This window comes from Mycolicibacterium houstonense, assembly GCF_900078665.2.
GTDB classification, from domain to species: domain Bacteria; phylum Actinomycetota; class Actinomycetes; order Mycobacteriales; family Mycobacteriaceae; genus Mycobacterium; species Mycobacterium houstonense.
Map to the genome: position 1 here is coordinate 3904743 of NZ_LT546207.1, position 19871 is coordinate 3924613.

Below are 19871 nucleotides of genomic sequence, written 5' to 3' on the forward strand. Positions count from 1 at the left end.
TGTCCACTTGCCGTCGAAATGTGACCTGGATCACGTCGACGTGCGGGCGGCACCCCGTTAGCTTCGCTAAGCATGACTACGTCTGCGCTGGCCATCACCGAAGAGCACCAGGATCTCGCCGACTCGGCCTTCGGACAGCTGAACCGACTCGGCAGCCGCGCAGCCGCCCGGGCCACACTCGAGGAACCCGGCCATTACCCCGACGAGATCTGGTCGGCCGGTGCCGAACTCGGCTGGAACGGCCTCGCCGTCGCCGAGGAGTACGGCGGCTCCGGGTTCGGTCTGCCCGAGCTGGCCGTGGTGGCCGAGGTGGCGGGCCGCGAACTNAGCATCGGTGCGGTGGACCTGCGCGCGGTGGCCGTCGACGAGAGCCGGATCCTGCGCGGCGCGGCGCGCGCGGCCCGCACAGTGTTCCGCATCCTCGGCTCGGCCGAGGCCGTCGGCGTCGCCTGGGCGGCTCTGGACATGGCCGTCGAGTACGCGAAGGTGCGCGAGCAGTTCGGCCGCACCATCGGCACGTTCCAGGCCGTCAAGCACCACGCGGCCAACATGCTCGTCGACGCCGAACAGACCACCGCCGCGGTATGGGACGCCGCCCGCGCCGACAATCTCGACGGGGCCTGGTTCGCGGCAGCGGTGGCCGCTGCCCATGCCATCCGGGCGCAGATCTTCTGCGCGCAGAACAACGTTCAACTCCACGGCGGCATCGCCTTCACCTGGGAGCACGACGCACACCTCTACCTGCGCCGCGCCCGGACGCTGGCCGCGGTACTCGGTGACGGCGCCGATCCCCTGGTTGACGTCGTCGACGCGCAACGCAGCGGGCAGGCGCGCGGGGCGTCCTTCGCACTTCCGGAGGAGGCCGAGCAGTACCGGCAGGACGCGCAGGCCGCGGCATCGGCGGTCAAGGCGCTGCCCGAGGACCGGCGTCGTGACTACCTGGTGGACTCCGGCTATCTCGTACCGCACTGGCCCAAGCCCTGGGGCCGTGCGGCGAATGTGTTGGAGCAGTTGGTGATCGAGGAAGAATTCGCCGACATCGAGCGTGCCGACATGGGCATCACCGGCTGGGTGACCCTGACCATCGCCCAGGCCGGCACCGACGACCAGCGCGAGCGGTGGGTCGAACCCGTGCTGCGGGGACAGGTGATGTGGTGCCAGCTGTTCTCCGAGCCGGGCGCCGGTTCGGATGCGGCAGCAGTGCGTACCGCGGCCAAGAAGGTCGACGGCGGCTGGCGGGTCAGCGGACAGAAGGTCTGGACCAGCCTGGCCCAGCACTGCCAGTGGGGCCTGGCCACCGTGCGTACCGACCCCGACGCGCCCAAGCACGCCGGCGTGACCATGATGGCGATCGACATGAAAGCCCCTGGGGTGACGGTGAACCCGCTGCGGGGGCTGACCGGTGACGCTCACTTCAACGAGGTGTTCTTCGACGACGTGTTCGTTCCCGATGCCGATGTGGTCGGCGACGTGAACATGGGCTGGCTCGTGGCTCGGGCCACGCTGGGCAACGAACGCATCTCGATCGGCGGCGGCTCGGCGGCGCCGACCGGATTCGACGCCGACGAGCTGGTGGCCCTGATCGACGCGGCTCCCGACGGCGCCCGGTACGTGCGCCGGGCCGGCGAGGTGATCGCGATCGGCCACACGCTCCGGTTGCTGAACCTGCGCCGGGTCAGCCGGGCCATCGCCGGCACCGAGCCCGGATCGGAGGGCAACGTCACCAAGCTGCTGGTGGCCGAGCATTCCCAGCAGCTGACAGAACTCGGCATGGACCTGGTCGGCTCGGCCGGGGTGACCGGACAGACTCCGAAGCTCACCCGGGCCTACCTCGGCAACCGAGCCATGACGATCGCCGGCGGGACGTCGGAGATCACCCGCAACACCATCGCCGAACGCATCCTGGGCCTGCCCCGCGACCCGCTGCTGAAGTAGGGCCCACTGCCGCTGCTGGCTCGCCGGTTTCTACCTGCGGGTCGCTGCCACACGCGATGCGCGGCCCTGGCGTGGAAAACGGCGCGCCTGGAGGACGGAGGGCCTGCTTGACACGGCGCCGAGAGCGCCCGGTAGAACGGTAATTGTGACCTCAAGCACAGACATCAGGCCCGCGTTCCACCCCGACCTCGAACGCATCGCCCGCTTCATCCCGCGCCAGCTGGTGACCAGGCGTTCGCTGCCGTTGCTGCAGCGGCTGACCGCCCTGCAGAACCGGCAGACGCCCAAGGACGTCGAGGTGTTGACCCTGAGTTCGGGAGTGGGTGTCCGGCTGTTTCGCCCGAAGGGGGTCACGGAGCCGACGCCTGCGCTGCTGTGGATCCACGGCGGCGGCTACGTGCTGGGCAGCCCGGCACAGGACGATGCCCTGTGCCGGCGGTTCGCCAAGGAGCNCTGGCCGCTGCGCTGGCCCTGCTGGCCCGGGATCGCGGGGAGATTCCGCTGGCCGCGCAGATCCTGGTGTACCCGATGCTCGATGACCGCTCGGTCGGTGCGGAGCTGGAGAACCCGGGGCATCGGCTGTGGACCCAGGGCAGCAACCGGTTCGGCTGGTCGGCCTATCTCGGCAATGCCGATCCGGCCGTGGCCGTGCCGGGCCGGCGCGAGGATCTGGCCGGGCTGCCGCCGGCCTGGATCGGGGTGGGCACCCTGGACCTGTTCCACGACGAGGACCTGGCCTACGCCGAGCGGTTGCGCGCGGCCGGGGTCGACTGCCAGGTCGAGCAGGTGCACGGAGCGTTCCACGGGTTCGATCAGATCGCGGCGAAAACCCCGGTGGCGCAGGCCTTCATGGCCAGCCAGACCGCCTATCTACGGGCGGCGTTCGGCTAGTTCGCGTCGATGACGCAGATACACGCAGGCTCGTTCCAGCAGGCAGCGGTCGGCAACCGACAGGGTGCTGGCCCGCGGTACCAGCTGCTGGACGGTCCGGGCGAAGCGCAGGCACAGCTGGTCGGTCGTCATACCGAACTCGAGCCAGACGTCGTCCTCGCGTGGACCACCGTAAGGGGCCCACGCGAGGACGAACTTCAGCAGGAGACGTTCGAAGGTGTCCATTTACCGTCTGGTCCGTGACTCAGTCGCGGAACATGCCGGTCTCGGACCGTTCAGTCTCGAACAACGTTGTCCTCGAATACAATCCGGCCGATCAACTCGTAGCGGCGCGGATCGCGCAGCTTGAAGTAGGTCGCCATGCCCGCACCGAGGACGAAGATGCCCACCACGATCCACGGGGTCAGCTTGAACAGCAAGGTGCCCGATGCCGTACCGGCGGCCGTGTCCTTGTGCTCCCACAGCAGGTACACCACGTAGAGCATGCCGATACCGCCGAGACCCGGTGCGACCAGTGTCTTGAACCAATGCTTGGACACCGGATGGTTCTTGCGGATGTGGAAGTAGCTGATCACCGAGAAGGCACACAACGACTGCACGATCAGGATCGCCATGGTGCCGAGGATGGCCAGCAGGGTGTACATGTGCACGTACGGGTCCATCCCGGCGAACAGGAAGGCCAGGATGATCACCAGGGCGATGCCGCTCTGGACGAAGGACGCGATGTAGGGCGAACCGTGCGTGGGATGCGTTGCGCCGAGGGTCTTCTGCAGGCTGGTGGACAGACCTTCACGCCCGAGCGCGTACAGGTAGCGCGAGGCGCAGTTGTGGAACGCCATGCCGCACGCGAACGACCCGGTGACCAGCAGGACGTTGAAGACCGTGATGGCCCACTCGCCGTAGGTGTTGCGCACCGGGCCGAAGAAGATCTCCGAGGACGTCGCGGAGTCCTGCGCGAGCTCGACGGCGTGCTGCGGGCCGGTGCCGGCGATGGCCATCCAGGACACGAACACGTAGAACACGCCGACTCCGACGACGCTGAGCATCGTGGCCCGGGGAATGATCTTCTTCGGGTTACGCGACTCCTCACCGTACATGGCGGTCGACTCGAATCCGACCCACGACCAGAACGCGAAGAACAGACCCAAACCGGCGCTGGCACCGGCGATTCCGGCGGCAGGTGAGAACGCGCCCAGCGGGTTGATGGTCTCGGCCACGGCGAATCCCTGCGGGCCGCCGCCCTTGAACAGCACCGCCACCGCGCCGAGGGCCAGCATCACGATCTCGGTGACCAGGAACACCCCGAGCACCTTGGCGGTCAGGTTGACGTCGAAGTACGTCAGCACCGCGTTGGTGGCCAGCATCAGCAGCGCCGGGATGATCCAGTGGATATGGATGCCCAGCTCGGATTGCATGAAGTTCTGGAAGAAGAACGAGAAGATGCCGATCAGGGAGGCCTCGAACACCACGTAGGCCATGGTGATCAACCCGCCGCTGGCCATGCCCACGATGCGGCCGAGCCCGTGGGAGATGTAACCGTAGAAGGCGCCGGTGGTGGTGATGTGCTTGGCCATGGTCGCGTAGCCGACCGCGAACAGGCCGAGGACGACGGTCGCGACGATGTAGCCGGCCGGCGCGTGTGAACCATTTCCGAATCCGACAGCGATCGGGACGTTGCCGACCATTGCGGTGATGGGGGCGGCGGTAGCTACCGCCATGAAGATGACGCCGACAGTCCCTACGGCGTTGCGTTTCAGCCGTTGGACGTCTTGAGCTGCGTTTTCGCTCGCTGCGACAACTTGATCGGTCATAGAGCGGGATACCTTCCAGGTAACAGTGGAATACCCCTTGTGGCCTGGGCCACAGTTGGGACCTACGTATATTGGCACTACCAAAAGCCGTTGGCAAGCATTTCCCTGAACCATTGACACAAATGGTTGCAACCGTTTACGGTGAGGCCAGTCACAGCTACCGGGTAGCTAGTCAAGGGAGCCGCATGTACGACTACGGCACGTTCACGTTCGATTCCAAAGCCGAAGTGCTGGAACGGGCGAAGACGTTCTGGAATCCAGACAAGACACAGTTCTGGACTGATACCGGCGTCGATCTGGTGATCGACCGCCGCGAGGGATATTTCCTGTGGGACATGGGCGGCCGCCGCCTGATCGACCTGCATCTCAACGGCGGGACCTACAACCTGGGTCACCGCAATCCCGAAGTGATGCAGGCGATTACGGAGGGCATGACGCACTTCGACGTCGGCAACCACCACTTCCCGTCGGTGGCCCGAACCGCCCTGGCGCAGCGACTGGTCGAGACCGCGCCGGCGTCGATCAAGAAGGTCGCTTACGGGTCCGGAGGCGGCGAGGCAATCGACATCGCGCTCAAGAGCGCCCGCCACGCCACCAAGCGACGCAAGATCGTCTCGATCGTCAAGGCCTACCACGGCCACACCGGCCTGGCCGTGGCCACCGGCGACGACCGGTTCGCCAAGTTCTTCCTGGCCGATCAGCCCGACGAGTTCCTGCAGGTGCCGTTCAACGACATCGAGGCGATGGAACGCGTGCTGGCCCCCGGCGATGTCGCCGCGGTCATCATGGAGACCATTCCGGCCACCTACGGATTCCCGCTTCCCGCACCGGGTTACCTCGAGGCGGTCAAGGCCCTCACCGAGAAGCACGGCACGCTCTACATCGCCGATGAGGTGCAGACCGGTCTGATGCGCACGGGTGAGCTGTGGTGCATCACCAAGCACGGCATCGAGCCCGACATCCTGGTGACCGGCAAGGGCTTGTCCGGCGGCATGTACCCGATCACCGCGGCGCTGCTCAGCGACCGGGCCGCACAGTGGCTCGATGAGGACGGCTTCGGCCACATCTCCACCTTCGGCGGTGCCGAGCTCGGTTGCGTGGCCGCGCTGAAGACGCTGGAGATCTCCACCCGGCCCGAGGTGCGCTCGATGGTGCACTACATCGCCGACCTCTTCGATCACGGGCTGCGCAGCATCCAGGCCGACCATCCGGACTGGTTCGTCGGCATCCGGCAGAACGGCGTGGTGATCGGCCTGGAGTTCGATCACCCCGAAGGCGCCAAGTTCGTGATGCGCGAGCTCTATGAGAACGGAGTGTGGGCGATCTTCTCGACCCTGGATCCCCGTGTCCTGCAGTTCAAACCAGGTCTGTTGCTCTCGCGCGAACTCTGCGAGGACGTTCTGGACCGCCTCGCCGTTGCGGTGGCCAGGGCCGAGACCGTCGTGAGAGGACGTAAAGCGTCATGACCAGTACCGCACAGGCCGGCCACATGCTGGAGCGGGCCCGTTGGGCCGCGGCCGCATACGCCGATTACGACGCGGCGGCGGTGAGCACCATCGTCGATGCGGTCGCCGAGGCCGGCTACGCCGAGGCCGAACGGTTCGCCACCGAGGCCGTCGTCGAGACCGGGATGGGGGTGGCCGCCGACAAGGTGACCAAGAACCGGGCCTGCTCGCGCGGCATCGTCGACTACTACCGCGGGGAAGATTTTGTATCCCCGCGGCTCGACGAGGCCCGCAAGATCGTCGAGTTGCCCCGTCCCGCCGGCGTGGTCCTGGCATTGACGCCGACGACCAATCCCGTTGCCACCGTGTACTTCAAGACCATCCTGGCACTGATGACCCGCAACGCCGTCGTCATCGCACCGCACCCGCGGGCCAAGCGGTGCTCCGCCGATGCCGCCCGGGTACTGGCCGAGGCGGCAGTCGCCGCGGGGGCACCCGACGGCATCGTGCAGGTGGTCGAGGAACCGTCGATCCCCTTGGTGCAGGCCCTGATGGGCGACGAGCGCACCGACGTGATCGTGGCCACCGGCGGCACCGGAGTGGTACGCGCGGCCTACTCGTCCGGCAACCCCGCACTCGGGGTCGGGCCCGGCAACGTGCCGGTGTTCGTGGACGCCAGCGCCGACATCACAGCCGCGGCCAAGCACATCGTGAACAGCAAGGCGTTCGACAACTCGGTGCTGTGCACCAACGAATCGGTGCTGATCGCCGAGGAAGCGATCGCCGACAAGCTCCGCGGTGCACTGACCCGCGCCGGCGCCCACATCCTCGATGAGGACGGAGCCCGGCGGCTGCGGGCCTACATGTTCACCGAAGGGCACCTCAATACCGACGTCGTCGGCCGCGACGCGGCCTGGATCGCCGGGCAGGCCGGTCTGCGGGTCACCCCGAAGACCAAGGTGCTGATCGCGCCGTTCGATGACGTGATCGCCGAGGAGATGTTGGCCCACGAGAAGCTGTCGCCGGTGCTGGGGATGACCACGGCGGCCGACGCCGCGCGCGGTATCCGGGCCGCCCGGGCGGTGGTGCGGATCGGCGGCGCCGGCCACTCGGCCGCCATCCACAGCGAGAACCCTTCGGTGATCACCGATTTCGCGGCCCAGGTACCGGTGCTGCGGGTGTCGGTCAACGTCGGCAACTCGACCGGCAGCTCCGGGCTGGACACCAACCTGGCGCCGTCGATGACCATCGGCACCGGGTTCGTCGGGCGCAGCTCGATCGGTGAGAACCTGCAGCCGCAGAACCTGATCAACTGGGCCCGCATCGCCTACAACAGCGACGCCGGGGTTCCGATGGGCAACTTCGCCGGAATCAACCCGTGGCACGCCCCGGCCGGACCGGTACCGGAGTATCCGCGCGCCTCCAACGACCGCAACGGAATGCCCTCCGGGACAAGGCCGGTTCCGCGCTCGTCGCACCCGACCCGCTCGACCGACCTGGGGCTGGACGCACTGCGCGCCGAACTGCGCGCACTGGTCGCCGAAGAACTCGCACAACTGATCAAGAGGTAGATTCGTGGCTGAACTGCGTTCCTTCATCTTCATCGACCGGCTGCAACCGCAGACCATGTCGTATCTGGGCACCTGGATCAAAGGTGCTCTTCCCCGGGCGAACATGGCCGCTCAGATCATCGAGGTGGCGCCTGGTCTGGACATCGAGGGCGTGACCGACGTCGCGCTCAAGCATGCCGAGGTCAAGGCCGGAATCCTGGTGGTAGAGCGCCAATTCGGCTACCTGGAATTCCACGGCGAAACCGGCGCGGTCAAGGCCGCGGCCGATGCCGCACTCGATGAGCTCGGCGGTGACACCGGCAGCGCGAAGGCGCCGCAGGTGCTGGCCTCCCGGATCATCTCCAGCGTCGATCACCAGCACGCCTTCCTGATCAACCGCAACAAGATCGGGTCGATGGTGTTGCCGGGTGAATCACTGTTCGTCCTCGAGGTGCAGCCCGCGTCCTACGCGATCCTGGCCACCAACGAGGCCGAGAAGGCCGCCGACGTCAAGGTGATCGACTTCCGGATGATCGGCGCCACCGGCCGGGTGTACCTGTCGGGTACCGAGGCCGACATCCGCACCGCGGCCGAAGCCGCCCAGGATGCGCTGGCGAGGGCCACTGCATGAATGGGCAGCGAGAAGCGGAGGCGGATCGCGCATGAACGTAAGTCGTGACGAACTGCGCGCGCTCGTGCGCGAGGTGGTTCGCGAGGCGGTCGCCGGATTGTCTTCGGCAGCCAAGACTCCGGGGCCGGTGGCGCTCCCCCCACCACCGGCCCCGGCTCCACCAGCACCCGCCACGATCGCCGATCAGATGGGACTGGAGCCCACCGGGCCGCGAGCGGTGGAGGGCAAGAACCGCACCGAGACCGTGCAGCTGGGCAATGACCGGGATCTCGACAATTTCGTCCGGAAGCTGTTGCGGCTGTTCGAAAGCCCGAAGACGCGCGCCGATCTGAAGGCCGGTCGGTTGAGTTTCCGGCTCGCCGGGGCGGCCAGGCCCGCCGGCGGCGGTGCCGTCCACCGGATCGAATCCGGTGCCGTCACCGAACGGCACATCGCCGATATGGCCGGCGGCACGCTGGTGCTCGGCCGCAAGGCGGTGCTCACCCCGCTGGCCCGGGAAAAGGCCCGGACTCTGGGGATCACGATTGAGAAGGAGCGCAGATGATGGCCCGAGCGACGAAGGAGCGCAGATGATATCAGCGACTGTCACCGGCAACGTGTGGTCGACCCGGCGTATCGAAGGCATCCCGGCAGGGGCGTTCCTCGAGGTCGAGATCGACGGAACCAAGTCCCGCATGATCGCGTTCGACGTACTCGGCACCGGCGTCGGTGAGCACGTTCTCATCGCCCAGGGCTCGGTAGCGGCGAACTGGTTCACCGGGACACCACCGCCGGTCGACGCACTCATCATCGGTTCCATCGACTCGAAATCAGACACCAAACCCAACAAATAAGGAGAAACACCTATGTCCAGCAACGCAATCGGACTGATCGAGACCAAGGGCTACGTGGCTGCGCTGGCTGCTGCCGACGCCATGGTGAAGGCCGCCAACGTCACCATCACCGACCGTCAGCAGGTCGGCGACGGCCTGGTCGCCGTCATCGTCACCGGTGAGGTGGGCGCGGTCAAGGCGGCCACCGAGGCCGGCGCCGAAACCGCCTCGCAGGTGGGCGAACTGGTAAGCGTGCACGTCATCCCGCGTCCGCACAACGAGCTCGGCGCGCACTTCGCGGTCGCCAGCAAGTAGCCATGCCGACCGAAGCAGAGGAGAGCACGCGGATTCACACCCAGATCCGCGTCTACCTGTTGGTGGAGGACCTGCAGCGCCAGTTCGCCGCCTACCTCGGTACGCCGACCAGGGCACGGGGATACCCGCCGTATGAGGGCGAGCACGCGTTGATCGTCGAGGTGTCCCCCGCCCTGGCCATCGAGCGGGTGATCGATCTGGCACTGCGTGAGGTTCCCGGTATCCAGCCCGGAATCCTCTACGTGGAACGCCAATTCGGTGTCCTGGAGATCCACTCGGCCAATCTGGCGGACGTGCAGCGGGCCGGCGAGGCAATCCTGGCCGGCACCGGCAACAAGGCCTCCGACCAGCTGCGGCCGCGGGTGCTCTACCACGACATCATCGAGAACATCACCGATCAGCACGCGGTGATCCTCAACCGCAACCGCCAGGCCTCCATGATCCTGCCCGGGCAGTCGCTGCTGGTCTACGAGATGACCCCGGCCCTGTTCGCGGCAGTGGCGGCCAACGAGGCGGAGCGGGCGGCACCTGGGCTTACTGTGGTCGACGTGCAGATGATCGGCGCCGCGGGCAGGCTCTACATCGGTGGCAGCACGGCCGATGTCACGGTGGCGCGGGACCGGATCACGGCGGTGCTGGATGGGATCGAAGGCCGGGAGCACTGATGAGCGCTTGCGCGAAGAAGAACCGGCACTGATGAGCGCTTGCGCGAAGAACCGACAAGACTGATGAGCGCTTGCGCGAAGAGGAGACAGCACTGATGGTTATCACCGACGAGATCGATGTCGCACAACTGGCACTGCGCCAGTACGACATCGGGACGGATGCGACGCTGCGGTTGCTGAACCTGTCCGAGAACGCGACCTATCTCGTCGAGGATGCCGGCACCCAGTCGATCCTTCGGGTGCACCGGCAGGACTACCATCAGCCTCACGAGATCGAGTCCGAACTGGACTGGCTGCAGGCATTGCGGGCCGACAGCGACGTCACGGTACCCACCGTGCTGCCGGCCCGCGACGGCCGGCGGTTGGTCACCGTGGACGTCCAAGGAACAGCCCGCCACGTCGTGCAGTTCGGCATGGTCGCCGGGGCTGAACCGGATGAGGGCGCGCTGACCCTCGACGACTTCCACACGCTGGGCCGGATCACCGCCGCACTGCACGACCATTCACAGCGGTGGACCCGCCCGGCCGGGTTCGGCCGGTTCTCCTGGGACTGGGAGCACAGCCTCGGCGCATCGCCGCGCTGGGGACGCTGGCAGGACGCCGAAGGCGTCGGCGCGGCCGAACAGCAGGTGCTCGAACGCGCACAGGACCTGCTGCGTCAGCGGCTGCAGTCCTACGGGACGGGACCGGAGGTCTACGGCCTCATCCATGCCGACCTGAGGCTGGCCAACCTGCTCGTCGACTCGAGCGGGACGGCGGCCACCACGACGTCGAACATCACGGTGATCGACTTCGATGACTGTGGGTTCGGCTGGTACTTCTACGATTTCGGCACCGCGGTGTCGTTCATCGAAGACGACCCGGCCCTGCCCGAATGGCAGGACGCCTGGGTCAGCGGCTACCGGACCCGGCGGGAGCTGCCGACGTCGGACGAGGAGATGCTGGCCTCGTTCGTGCTGCTGCGCCGGCTGTTGCTGTTGGCCTGGATGGGCAGCCACAGCCACTCCCGGGAATCGGCGACCAAGGCGATCAGCTACGCCGCAGGCAGCTGCGAACTAGCCGAGCGCTATCTGAGCTCCAACGGCCTTACCCTGACCTGACTCTCAAAGGATCCCCAACATGTTCGCATCGCTTCAGGGCCGCTCGGCCATCGTCACCGGCGGCAGCAAGGGCATCGGTCGCGGCATCGCCGAGACCTTCGCCAAGGCCGGCGTGGACGTACTGATCACCGGACGCAATCAGACCGATCTCGATGACGCGGTCTCGGCGCTCGCCGGCGCTCCGGGGCGGGTCAGCGCGCTGCGCGCCGACGTGACCAGCCCCGAGGACGCATGCCAGGTGGTCGACACGGCCGTCGAGCGGCACGGTGGGCTGGACATCGTCTGCGCCAACGCCGGCATCTTCCCCTCAGGCCGCCTGGAGGACCTCACTCCCGACGACATCGATCACGTGCTGGCGGTGAACTTCAAGGGCACCGTCTTCATCGTGCAGGCAGCGCTGGAGGCACTGACCGCGAGCGGTCACGGCCGCGTCGTCATCACGTCGTCGATCACCGGCCCGATCACGGGTTACCCCGGCTGGTCCCACTACGGTGCGTCGAAGGCCGCTCAGCTCGGCTTCCTGCGCACTGCGGCAATGGAACTGGCGCCCAAGAAGATCACCGTCAACGCGGTGCTGCCCGGCAATATCATCACCGAGGGCCTGGGCGACATGGGTGAGGACTACCTGAACCAGATGGCCTCGGCGGTGCCCGCCGGCCGGCTCGGATCGGTCGCCGACATCGGTAACGCGGCGCTGTTCTTCGCCACCGACGAGGCCGCCTACATCACCGGCCAGTCCCTGGTGGTCGACGGCGGACAGATTCTGCCCGAATCGCACATGGCGATCGCTGAACTCTAGTTCAGCCCGGATAGAATTGGCTGTACCAATACACGGTAAGGGGGCCGGGGTGGCAGTTCACAGCGAGGAATTGCGCAGACGAATCGTCGCGGATATCAACGCGGGCACCCCCGGCGCCAAACTCGGCAGCGAGCGTGACCTGGCCGAACGCTACGGCACGAGCCGCTCCAGCCTGCGGCAGGTGCTGGCCGCACTGGAGGAGGCCGGGTTGGTGCACCGGGTGATCGGCCGGGCCGGCGGCATCTTCATCAGCCACGGACAGGTCGAGCGGCACCTGTCCGATGTGGTCGGTGTGCCCGCCTTCCTGGCCAACCAGGGCTACGTCGCGGGCACCCGAGTGCTCTCGACCCGCATCACCACGCCCGACGACGTCACCCGGACCGCGCTTCGGCTCGGTCCCGGGGACTACGTCATCGAGATCCAGCGGGTCCGGTTGGCCGACAGCTTCCCCATCTCGCTGGAACACGCGCAGTTCCCCGCCGACGCGTTTCCCGGCCTGCTCGACCAGCAACTCGGCGGATCGCTCTACGAAATCCTGGAATCCCAGTACGGTTTGGTCACCGGACGCGCCGACGAACGCATCGAGGCGGTCAGTGCCACCAGCAGCGAGGCCACTCTGCTCGGCATCAAGCCCAAGGCCGCGCTGTTGTTGATCACCCGCGTCACCTACGACCAGAACGGCACGCCCTGCGAGTTCTCCCGCGATCTGTTCCGTGGGGACCGCACGGCGCTGGCGGTCACGGCGAAGGGCAGTGGCATCGCCACCCATGCCGACGCGAATACCGCCTCGGTCACCCTGCAACGCCAGGCCGGCTGACCTCTCACCGCACCACGTCGTAGAACGAGTCGTCGCCCTCGTCTCCCTCGTCGCGACGTGGGGCACCGGCGGGCTGATCCGGCTCCTCGGCGGCGAGCTTGCGATCCAGTGTCTCGTCGGTATCCGCCCGGTCGGCGCCGTGCCACTCCTCGGGCGGGTCCACCACTTCGTCTCCGTCGGCGTTGCCGACCTCGTCGGAGTCCGTTGACTCGCTGGGCGGCAAGGTATCGTCCGGGCCCATATCGGTATCGCTCATGTTCTCCTCCGAATCAGGCTGGCACCGCGTCGGTTTCGCGGTCCCAGACCCGATGCTTGGCCAGCACCGCGACAGTCGCCTCGACGAACTCGTCGGGTAAATCACCGCCGGGTGCGGTGACCACACCATCACTGGACTCGACCTGATCTCCGGGCGCCGTCGCGATGACGCCCGCGCCCCGCAGCATCTCTGAACCTTCCCCGAATGCAAGTATCGGCTTCAGGTGCCGGTAGGCCTCGGTGACGAAGTGCACCGCATACCCGTCCTGCAGCAGGCTTTCGACCGAGGCGGCTCCGCCGGCCACCGCGACCGCGTCGTAGAGCACCGAGGCCATCGTGGTCAAACCCTTGTCGACCGGGAGTTCACCGCCCGACGCGCCGCGCAGGGTGCCGCCGCCGGTCGGGGACAGCACCTCGACGATGGCGCCGCGCTCGGCCATTGCGCTCTTGAACTGTTCTACGGCGTCGACCGCGACGCCGTGGTCGGCGAGCAGGGCGATCTTGCGGGATTCGACGCTGTCGGTGGCGGTGTTGAGCTGCGACAGCGCAGGCGAGGCCGGCTCATCGTGCTCGATGGGCACCACCTCGGGCGCGGGCAGCCCGAGCTTCCCGGCCACCTGGCCGGCCAGGCCGTTGTCGACGAGGTTGAGCTGCTCCACCACGCGTTCGCGAATCCCGGTGTCGGAGTGGACCTTTCCGAGTTCGAAGGCGAAGGCGGCCACGATGTGTTTGGCCTCCACCGCCGACATGCTCTTCCAGAAGAGACGGGCCTGGCTGTAGAAGTCCTTGAAGCTCTCTGCCCGTTGCCGGATCTTGTGTCCGTCCACGCGCTGGGTGTAGTGGCGGAAGACGTCCTCGTCGGCCAGTGCGGGGCAGCCGCCGCCCAGGCTGTTCTTGAAATAGCTGGTCTTGCCGCGGGCAATCCGTTGCTGACCGTAACCGTCATGCTGGTTGGTGTGAACCTCGGCCACCGGCCGGTTCACCGGAAGCTGGGCGAAGTTCGGGCCGCCCAGCCGGATCAGTTGGGTGTCCAGGTAGGAGAAGTTGCGGAACTGCAGCAGCGGGTCGTTGGTGAAGTCGATCCCGGGCACCACGTTGGCGGTGTGGAAAGCCACCTGCTCGGTCTCGGCGAAGAAGTTGTCGGGGTTGCGGTTGAGCACCATCTTGCCCACCGGGCGGACCGGGATGACTTCCTCCGGGATGATCTTGGTGGCATCCAACAGGTCGAACGGGAACCTGAATTCGTCGGACTCGGCCACCAACTGCACGCCGAGTTCCCACTCCGGGTACTGGCCCGATTCGATCGCATCCCACAGGTCACGGCGGTTGAAATCCGGATCGGTGCCGGCGACCTTCTGGCACTCCTCCCACAGCAGCGAGTGCACGCCCAGCTTGGGCTTCCAGTGGAACTTCACGAAGGTGCCCTCGCCTGCGGCGTTGACGAACCGGAAGGTGTGCACACCGAATCCCTGCATCATCCGATAGCTGCGGGGCAGCGCCCGGTCGGACATCAGCCACATGATCGTGTGCAGGGTTTCGGGCTGCAGTGAGACGAAGTCCCACAATGTGTCGTGTGCCGATGCGGCCTGCGGAATCTCGTTGTGGGGCTCGGGTTTCACCGCGTGGACGAAATCGGGGAACTTGATGCCGTCCTGGATGAAGAAGACCGGGAAGTTGTTGCCGACCAGATCGTAATTGCCTTGTTCGGTGTAGAACTTGGTGGCGAACCCGCGGACGTCACGCACCGTGTCGGCCGAACCGCGGGACCCGGCCACGGTCGAGAACCGCACGAAGACCGGGGTGCGGGTGCCGGGGCTGGTCAGAAACTTGGCGGCGGTGTATTCGGTCAGTGAGTCGTCATATGGTTCGAAGTAGCCGTAGGCCCCCGCACCGCGCGCGTGGACCACCCGCTCCGGAATCCGCTCATGATCGAAATGGGTGATCTTCTCTCTGGCGTGAAAATCCTCCAGAAGCGTTGGTCCGCGATCACCGACGGTCAGCGCGTCGTCGGTGTGGTCGACACGCACGCCCTGCTGGGTGGTCAGGAATCCTTCGGCCCGCTCGAACCGGGATTCATCGAGTTGCTTTTGTTTCGGGTCTGCCTTGTCCGCCACCACGCCTCCTCGTCGCACGTCGGGTCACCCGGGCACTGCCGGTCAACTGGCATCCGCCGCATACCCGGGGCCGGGAACCGGCAAACCCGGTGTCACCTGTGCATCACGCGAGGCTGTGACACCCTTCACGAAGTCCCCGACATAGCCGATGGCCCGCCGCCCTTCCGGGAGGATGTCGGCCGCCAGAGGGAAGTCGTGGATCTGGCCCTGCCACACATGCAGCTCACCCGGTGACCGCGCCTCGGCCAACCGGTCGGCCATCAATTCCGAGTCGGCGAACAGCAATTCGTCCGCGCTCACGTGGATCATCACCGGTGGCATGCCGGAGAGGTCTGCCGTGGCCGGGTCCACCAGCTGTCCGCTGTCACGGCACTGGCTGCGCCGCACGCAGCGGGCGAACGCCGACAATGCCGCCCCGGTGAACATCGAACACCGGGTGAGGTTGCGATGGGCCAGCTTTCGTGCCGGATCCAGGTCCACCAGGGGCGAGATCGCGGCCAGGCCCGCGGCGGGAATAACCCCGCGCGCCAGCGAAGCCAGCGCCGTCCCGAACGCCAGATAGCCGCCTGCCGAGTCGCCGGCGATCACGGTGCGCTGCGGGCCGTAGCCGCGACGCCGCAGCCACGACAGGCCTGCGGTGGCGTCGTCGATCGCATCGCCGAGCCCGCACGTGGGCAGCAACCGGTAACCGACGTTGAGCACCACGGCGTCGGCCGCCGCCGACAGCCGGGTGGCCAGAGCACGGTGGGTGTTGAGCCCACAGACGAGAAACGCCCCACCGTGCAAGTACAGGATGGCGTTACGGGTCGACGCGCCCTGCGCGCGGACCAGTTCGGCCGAACAGTGCGGCAACGTCACCGGCCGGACCGAGGCGGCGAACCGGCTCGGCACCAGCCCGACGATCCGGTCGATCGATCCCAGCGGCCACGCCAGATCGGGCTGCCATGCCCAGGCACGGACCACATTCTTCACGGCTACCCGGCAGCCTGCCCCCAACGCCAACGATTCCAGGCTCCGTCTGCGGTGCAGCACCCGTTTGACCGTGTGCGCCCTGGTCATGTGAACCATCTCCTGTTGTCTGCAACAAACGAGTACCCACCGGATGCGTGGCGAAACGGTTGTTGCGGGGTATCCCTCGGGTATGACCGGTGCCGAGGCATTCGTACCCCAGACGCGTGATCTCGCCGAGTTGGCCAAGGCCGCCCGGCGCTGCGAGGGATGTCCGCTGTTTCGCGACGCCACGCAGACCGTGTTCGGGGCGGGCCCAAAGACGGCCAAGGTGCTGTTGATCGGGGAGCAGCCCGGTGACCGTGAGGACCGCGCCGGCGCGCCGTTCGTCGGCCCGGCCGGGCGGGTGTTGGACAAGGCCCTGGCCGCCGCCGAAATCGACCGCGAGGAGCTCTACCTGACCAATGCGGTGAAGCATTTCAAGTTCACCACCGCCGAGCGGGGCAAGCGGAGGATCCACAAGACGCCCAGCCGCACCGAGGTGGTGGCGTGCCGGCCGTGGCTGCTGGCCGAATTGGACGCGGTGTCACCGGAAGTCGTCGTGCTGCTGGGCGCCACCGCCGCCAAGTCCCTGTTGGGCAACGACTTCCGGGTGTCGCGCCACCGTGGCGAGATCCTGCACGTTGCCGGTCTGATCGACGGCCAGGACCCGGCGCTGGTGGCGACGATTCACCCGTCGGCGGTGTTGCGCGGTCCGTCGGACACCCGCGCGGAAGCCTTCGACGGATTGGTCGCCGACCTACACACCGCCTACTTCACGACGCGGACCGTGCGCAGCGAAGGATCGGCCGGATCCGGCACATTCATGCCCGCCACCAGCCCCGTCCGCAAGTAGTCCAGGACGGCCTGGTTGATCCGTTCACCCGGGACCACCGCCGGAATACCCGGCGGGTACGGGGTGATCTGCTCGGCGGCGATCCGGCCGGCCGCCTTCTCCACCGGGACGTCTTCGACGGGCCCGAAGAACGCGTCGCGTGGCGTGACCACCGACTCCAGCTCGAGTTCGGTGGGTGAGGGCAGCGCGACCCGCGGCGGCGGATCGAACTCGTGGGCGGCCTTGCGCCACAGCTTGAGTGCCTCGACCAAGCGGCCCGCGGTATCCGGTCCGTCGGCCAGCGACATCGTGGCCAGCACCCGGCGATGGTCGGTCATCCCCATGTCGAGCTGGCAGTACTCCCGCAACCAATCCGCCGCCTGATAGCCCGACGTGCCCGTCGCCGAGACGTCGATCAGGACCTGCAGCCGATCGAGATCGTGCGACGCCTCGTTGCCAAGCAATTCGTCGTCGAGAACCTCGATGTCGTCGATCTCCTCGATCTCCCGGCGGGTGGCGTTCGCCAGATCCAATGCCGCACCCATCAACTCGTGCCCGTGCTGCACCATCTGCCGGCGCCACCCGTCGATCGCGCTGTACACCAGCACATTCGGGCTGGTGGTCATCAAGAGGTCGGCGCATGCGGACAGCCGGTTCTGGTCCACCAGATCGCCCTGCAGATGGAAGACCGACCCCATCCTTTATCAGGCGTTAAATTCTCAAAACACGCCTTAAAGGTGTGTTGAAGTGCAGTTTTATCCACGCATACATGTAACCTATTAGGTATGAGCAGCCAAAATTTTGCCGACCGGCAGCGGCGTGGCGCGAGGTTGAGTGTGGGATACCGGGGTAAATGTTTACCCCATGGAACTACACGACGATCCTCAGCAGTTGGTGGAGGAACTCGTCCGGCAGCATGCTCAGGTTTTGGGCGAGGCGCATGGGGATCTGGCTGCGCGGCATCCGGAAGTCCCAGATCGTTTTGTCGATCAGGGCAGCAATGTGCGACCGATCACGGTGTCGTGCTCGGTGTTGGAAACGTTTCTGCTATCGCGGTTACGGCGGGAGACTCCCGATTCGACTCTAAAAGTCAAGGCGGGCAACGGGATGGGAGTTCTTCTGCTCGACGGGAAGGGCTCGCGGATTTATGTGCGCAAGCATCCGCGCAATCGGCGGACTGGTCAGCTGATCGAGACTGTGCCGTTTGTGCCGGGTGGGGAGCAGTACAGCATCGAGGAGGTGCTGGGTCACCCGATCGGTGGCGAAGAGGGTATTCCCGAGCCGCAGAAGTATCGGGAATACCTGTTGTGGTGGCCGGACGGTCGCGGGTTTTTCGGCGGCGCGGTCCTCGCGGCGGGACTACTCCTCGACAATGTGGAGGTTCTTTACGGTCGGACACCGTTGCCGCCGCCGATCATGGAGGACCGCTCATTCAATGTTGGTCTCGGCGGGAGCCGTCGGGAGGGCGCGGGACCGGGGACTTTCGGGACACGGCGCCGCGACGACGACTTCGCCGAGGTCGACGAGGACGCTGCGAGCGATCAGGACGAGGAGGACGGTCCGCCGAAATCGTCGTAGCCATCGTGCACAGTGTTGGGTGCATGTGGGTTTCCCAACCCGGTGACGTTGAATTGAGCGCACGATGATTGAGGTTTTTGGTGCACGGGTCCGGCAGGCCCGGTTGTTGAGGCGGATGACGGCACGGTCGGTGGTGGAAGCCACAGGCTGGAGTACGTCACGGCAGTCCCAGATTGAGAAGTCGCTGACGGTGCGGCTCGACGACGGCGATGTTGCGTTGCTGGCGGGGTTGTTCCGGTTTCCTGCAGCGTTTTTCAGCTCGGAGCCGCGGACACGGATCACCGCGAACGAGTTGCTGTTTCGGGCGCCGAAGTCAATGACGTTGGGTGAGCAGGAGTTTCTGGCGACGTTCGCGTCGTTGGCAGGCGATTTTCTCGGTGAGCTCGATGGCCGGTCGAAGCTGCCTCCGGTGAAGGTTCCGACGGTCAGTCCCGATGAGCTGGCACACAGTTCGATCACGGTGGCCGCAGCACGTCTGCGTGAGGCGATGGGACTGGAACCCGATGAGCCGCTTGACGATTTGATGTATGAGGCCGAGCGGCTGGGTGCTCCGGTGATTGTCCGGCGCCGGGTCGCCGGTGAATGGGAAAGCGAATTCGCCGCTACCGGTGGGCGTTCTCGTGATGAGCGGCATTTGGGGTATTCGAGTTGGGTGGGCCGGTTACGGGACCGGCCGCTGCTGGTGTTGAGGGATAGCGACTCGTGGGAGCGGACCCGGTTCACGGTCGCCCATGAGCTCGGTCATTTGGTGTTGCACAGTCACGCCTATTGCTCGGTCAGTGCCGCCGACGAGTTGGAGGCAAACCGGTTCGCGACCGAGTTGTTGGCCCCGGCAGGGGTCATCGCCGGTGAGTTGCCGCGGGTGATGTCGCTGTTGAATCTGCGTCCGCTCAAAGCCAAGTGGGGTCTGTCGTTGGGGTCGTTGATCATGCATCTGCGGGATTCGGGGCTGATCGCGCCGGATCGGGCGAAAATGTTGACCACCCAGCTGCATTCACGGATCAACCCGGATACCGGGCACACGTGGGGTATGACGGAACCGGGGTGGGCTGACCGCGTCCCGGAGCGGCCCCGGCTGCTGCGTAAGTGGGTGGAGCGCTGCTACGGCGGCGCGTCGGTGCGGATGCTGAGCGCCCGGGATTCGATGATCTATCCCGCTGATGTGCTGGATTGGTTTTTGGCCACGCAGCGGCCGGCGCCGGCGGCCGAGCATAATCCGGTCGCGGCCAGTGTCGGCCATGGCCGCACCGCGGCCCCACCGGCCGATGGCGGCTCCCAGGTGATCCGGTTGGACGATTTCCGTAAGGGCAGGCCATCGTGAATGTGGTGGG

19 protein-coding genes and 2 pseudogenes are annotated in these 19871 nt (G+C 66.5%); 15 read left to right on the plus strand and 6 right to left on the minus strand.

The genetic code is table 11. The annotated features are described in order from the left end of the window. The first annotated feature begins 72 nt into the window (after nt 1-72). Both BN4332_RS19465 and BN4332_RS19470 read left to right on the plus strand, forming a co-directional pair. Complete coding sequence (locus tag BN4332_RS19465; protein ID WP_066900783.1) at nt 73-1935, plus strand: acyl-CoA dehydrogenase family protein; 1863 nt, start codon at nt 73-75, stop codon at nt 1933-1935. Between the two features lie 145 nt (nt 1936-2080). Continuing rightward, nucleotides 2081-2826, plus strand: a pseudogene (locus BN4332_RS19470) (alpha/beta hydrolase fold domain-containing protein). Here the strand turns inward: BN4332_RS19470 and BN4332_RS19475 are convergent. Both BN4332_RS19475 and BN4332_RS19480 read right to left on the minus strand, forming a co-directional pair. Further along, the gene (locus tag BN4332_RS19475; RefSeq protein WP_066900785.1) at nt 2806-3051 is read right to left on the minus strand and encodes a hypothetical protein; all 246 of its coding nucleotides are present in this window, start codon (nt 3049-3051) and stop codon (nt 2806-2808) included. The pseudogene BN4332_RS19470 and the gene BN4332_RS19475 overlap by 21 nt on opposite strands. Nucleotides 3052-3101: 50 nt before the next feature. Next, on the minus strand, nt 3102-4637 hold the full coding sequence (locus BN4332_RS19480; protein ID WP_066900787.1) for an APC family permease: 1536 nt from the start codon (nt 4635-4637) through the stop codon (nt 3102-3104). A gap of 185 nt (nt 4638-4822) precedes the next feature. On the opposite strand from BN4332_RS19480, the gene BN4332_RS19485 reads away from it, so the two are divergent. From BN4332_RS19485 to BN4332_RS19530, 10 genes are all read left to right on the plus strand, one after another. Continuing rightward, the gene (locus BN4332_RS19485; RefSeq protein ID WP_066900789.1) at nt 4823-6103 is read left to right on the plus strand and encodes a class-III pyridoxal-phosphate-dependent aminotransferase; all 1281 of its coding nucleotides are present in this window, start codon (nt 4823-4825) and stop codon (nt 6101-6103) included. Then, nucleotides 6100-7653 carry an aldehyde dehydrogenase family protein gene (locus tag BN4332_RS19490; protein ID WP_066900791.1) on the plus strand — a complete coding sequence of 518 codons (1554 nt, stop codon included), beginning with the start codon at nt 6100-6102 and terminating at the stop codon, nt 7651-7653. The genes BN4332_RS19485 and BN4332_RS19490 overlap by 4 nt, the downstream gene beginning before the upstream one ends. Before the next feature lie 4 nt (nt 7654-7657). After that, nucleotides 7658-8263 (plus strand): BMC domain-containing protein, encoded by a 606-nt coding sequence (locus tag BN4332_RS19495; protein ID WP_066900793.1) that lies wholly within the window; start codon nt 7658-7660, stop codon nt 8261-8263. Between the two features lie 31 nt (nt 8264-8294). After that, nucleotides 8295-8807 (plus strand): hypothetical protein, encoded by a 513-nt coding sequence (locus BN4332_RS19500; protein WP_066900795.1) that lies wholly within the window; start codon nt 8295-8297, stop codon nt 8805-8807. A 25-nt stretch (nt 8808-8832) separates the two neighbouring features. After that, nucleotides 8833-9096 (plus strand): EutN/CcmL family microcompartment protein, encoded by a 264-nt coding sequence (locus BN4332_RS19505; RefSeq protein ID WP_066900797.1) that lies wholly within the window; start codon nt 8833-8835, stop codon nt 9094-9096. Between the two features lie 12 nt (nt 9097-9108). Further along, nucleotides 9109-9390: a BMC domain-containing protein gene (locus tag BN4332_RS19510; RefSeq protein ID WP_044514625.1), complete on the plus strand. Its 282-nt coding sequence runs from the start codon at nt 9109-9111 to the stop codon at nt 9388-9390. Nucleotides 9391-9392: 2 nt separating this feature from the next. Further along, complete coding sequence (locus BN4332_RS19515; RefSeq protein WP_066900799.1) at nt 9393-10055, plus strand: microcompartment protein; 663 nt, start codon at nt 9393-9395, stop codon at nt 10053-10055. 95 nt (nt 10056-10150) lie between these two features. Beyond that, a complete protein-coding gene (locus BN4332_RS19520; protein WP_066900801.1) occupies nt 10151-11155 on the plus strand; it encodes a phosphotransferase enzyme family protein in 1005 nt (334 codons plus the stop codon). 19 nt (nt 11156-11174) lie between these two features. After that, nucleotides 11175-11954 carry a 3-oxoacyl-ACP reductase FabG gene (gene fabG / locus BN4332_RS19525; RefSeq protein WP_066900803.1) on the plus strand — a complete coding sequence of 260 codons (780 nt, stop codon included), beginning with the start codon at nt 11175-11177 and terminating at the stop codon, nt 11952-11954. Between the two features lie 49 nt (nt 11955-12003). Next, complete coding sequence (locus BN4332_RS19530; RefSeq protein ID WP_066900805.1) at nt 12004-12771, plus strand: GntR family transcriptional regulator; 768 nt, start codon at nt 12004-12006, stop codon at nt 12769-12771. Nucleotides 12772-12775: 4 nt separating this feature from the next. Here the strand turns inward: BN4332_RS19530 and BN4332_RS19535 are convergent, their stop codons facing one another. From BN4332_RS19535 to BN4332_RS19545, 3 genes are read right to left on the minus strand one after another with little or no spacing between them, the layout of a single operon-like run. Then, on the minus strand, nt 12776-13027 hold the full coding sequence (locus BN4332_RS19535) for a hypothetical protein (RefSeq protein WP_066900807.1): 252 nt from the start codon (nt 13025-13027) through the stop codon (nt 12776-12778). Between the two features lie 13 nt (nt 13028-13040). After that, a complete protein-coding gene (locus tag BN4332_RS19540; protein WP_066900842.1) occupies nt 13041-15140 on the minus strand; it encodes a catalase in 2100 nt (699 codons plus the stop codon). A gap of 42 nt (nt 15141-15182) precedes the next feature. Beyond that, on the minus strand, nt 15183-16208 hold the full coding sequence (locus tag BN4332_RS19545; protein ID WP_084459336.1) for an alpha/beta hydrolase: 1026 nt from the start codon (nt 16206-16208) through the stop codon (nt 15183-15185). 73 nt (nt 16209-16281) lie between these two features. Here BN4332_RS19545 and BN4332_RS19550 point away from each other — a divergent pair, with 73 nt between their 5' ends. Next, entirely contained in the window at nt 16282-16983 is a 702-nt protein-coding gene (locus BN4332_RS19550) for a UdgX family uracil-DNA binding protein (protein ID WP_066900809.1), read from the plus strand. Here the strand turns inward: BN4332_RS19550 and BN4332_RS35010 are convergent. Next, nucleotides 16899-17657, minus strand: a pseudogene (locus tag BN4332_RS35010) (Orn/Lys/Arg family decarboxylase); the annotation flags it as partial. The gene BN4332_RS19550 and the pseudogene BN4332_RS35010 sit on opposite strands and share 85 nt — an antisense overlap. 169 nt (nt 17658-17826) lie before the next feature. Here BN4332_RS35010 and BN4332_RS19560 point away from each other — a divergent pair. Together BN4332_RS19560 and BN4332_RS19565 are read left to right on the plus strand one after the other, a co-directional pair. Then, nucleotides 17827-18540, plus strand: a complete 714-nt coding sequence (locus tag BN4332_RS19560) for a hypothetical protein (protein ID WP_049234150.1) — start codon at nt 17827-17829, stop codon at nt 18538-18540. Nucleotides 18541-18604: 64 nt separating this feature from the next. Next, the gene (locus tag BN4332_RS19565; protein WP_070930154.1) at nt 18605-19861 is read left to right on the plus strand and encodes a helix-turn-helix domain-containing protein; all 1257 of its coding nucleotides are present in this window, start codon (nt 18605-18607) and stop codon (nt 19859-19861) included. The last annotated feature ends 10 nt before the right edge of the window (nt 19862-19871 follow it).

Excerpts from the sequence above, each read along its gene's own strand:
- BN4332_RS19490 (WP_066900791.1), top strand. The coding sequence starts at position 6,100 with ATGACCAGTACCGCACAGGCCGGCCACATGCTGGAGCGGGCCCGTTGG.
- BN4332_RS19485 (WP_066900789.1), top strand. The coding sequence starts at position 4,823 with ATGTACGACTACGGCACGTTCACGTTCGATTCCAAAGCCGAAGTGCTG.
- BN4332_RS19565 (WP_070930154.1), top strand. The coding sequence starts at position 18,605 with ATGATTGAGGTTTTTGGTGCACGGGTCCGGCAGGCCCGGTTGTTGAGG.
- BN4332_RS19545 (WP_084459336.1), bottom strand. The coding sequence starts at position 16,208 with ATGGTTCACATGACCAGGGCGCACACGGTCAAACGGGTGCTGCACCGC.
- BN4332_RS19500 (WP_066900795.1), top strand. The coding sequence starts at position 8,295 with ATGAACGTAAGTCGTGACGAACTGCGCGCGCTCGTGCGCGAGGTGGTT.
- BN4332_RS19515 (WP_066900799.1), top strand. The coding sequence starts at position 9,393 with ATGCCGACCGAAGCAGAGGAGAGCACGCGGATTCACACCCAGATCCGC.
- BN4332_RS19550 (WP_066900809.1), top strand. The coding sequence starts at position 16,282 with ATGACCGGTGCCGAGGCATTCGTACCCCAGACGCGTGATCTCGCCGAG.
- BN4332_RS19510 (WP_044514625.1), top strand. The coding sequence starts at position 9,109 with ATGTCCAGCAACGCAATCGGACTGATCGAGACCAAGGGCTACGTGGCT.
- BN4332_RS19505 (WP_066900797.1), top strand. The coding sequence starts at position 8,833 with ATGATATCAGCGACTGTCACCGGCAACGTGTGGTCGACCCGGCGTATC.
- BN4332_RS19480 (WP_066900787.1), bottom strand. The coding sequence starts at position 4,637 with ATGACCGATCAAGTTGTCGCAGCGAGCGAAAACGCAGCTCAAGACGTC.
- fabG (WP_066900803.1), top strand. The coding sequence starts at position 11,175 with ATGTTCGCATCGCTTCAGGGCCGCTCGGCCATCGTCACCGGCGGCAGC.
- BN4332_RS19475 (WP_066900785.1), bottom strand. The coding sequence starts at position 3,051 with ATGGACACCTTCGAACGTCTCCTGCTGAAGTTCGTCCTCGCGTGGGCC.
- BN4332_RS19560 (WP_049234150.1), top strand. The coding sequence starts at position 17,827 with ATGGAACTACACGACGATCCTCAGCAGTTGGTGGAGGAACTCGTCCGG.
- BN4332_RS19520 (WP_066900801.1), top strand. The coding sequence starts at position 10,151 with ATGGTTATCACCGACGAGATCGATGTCGCACAACTGGCACTGCGCCAG.
- BN4332_RS19535 (WP_066900807.1), bottom strand. The coding sequence starts at position 13,027 with ATGAGCGATACCGATATGGGCCCGGACGATACCTTGCCGCCCAGCGAG.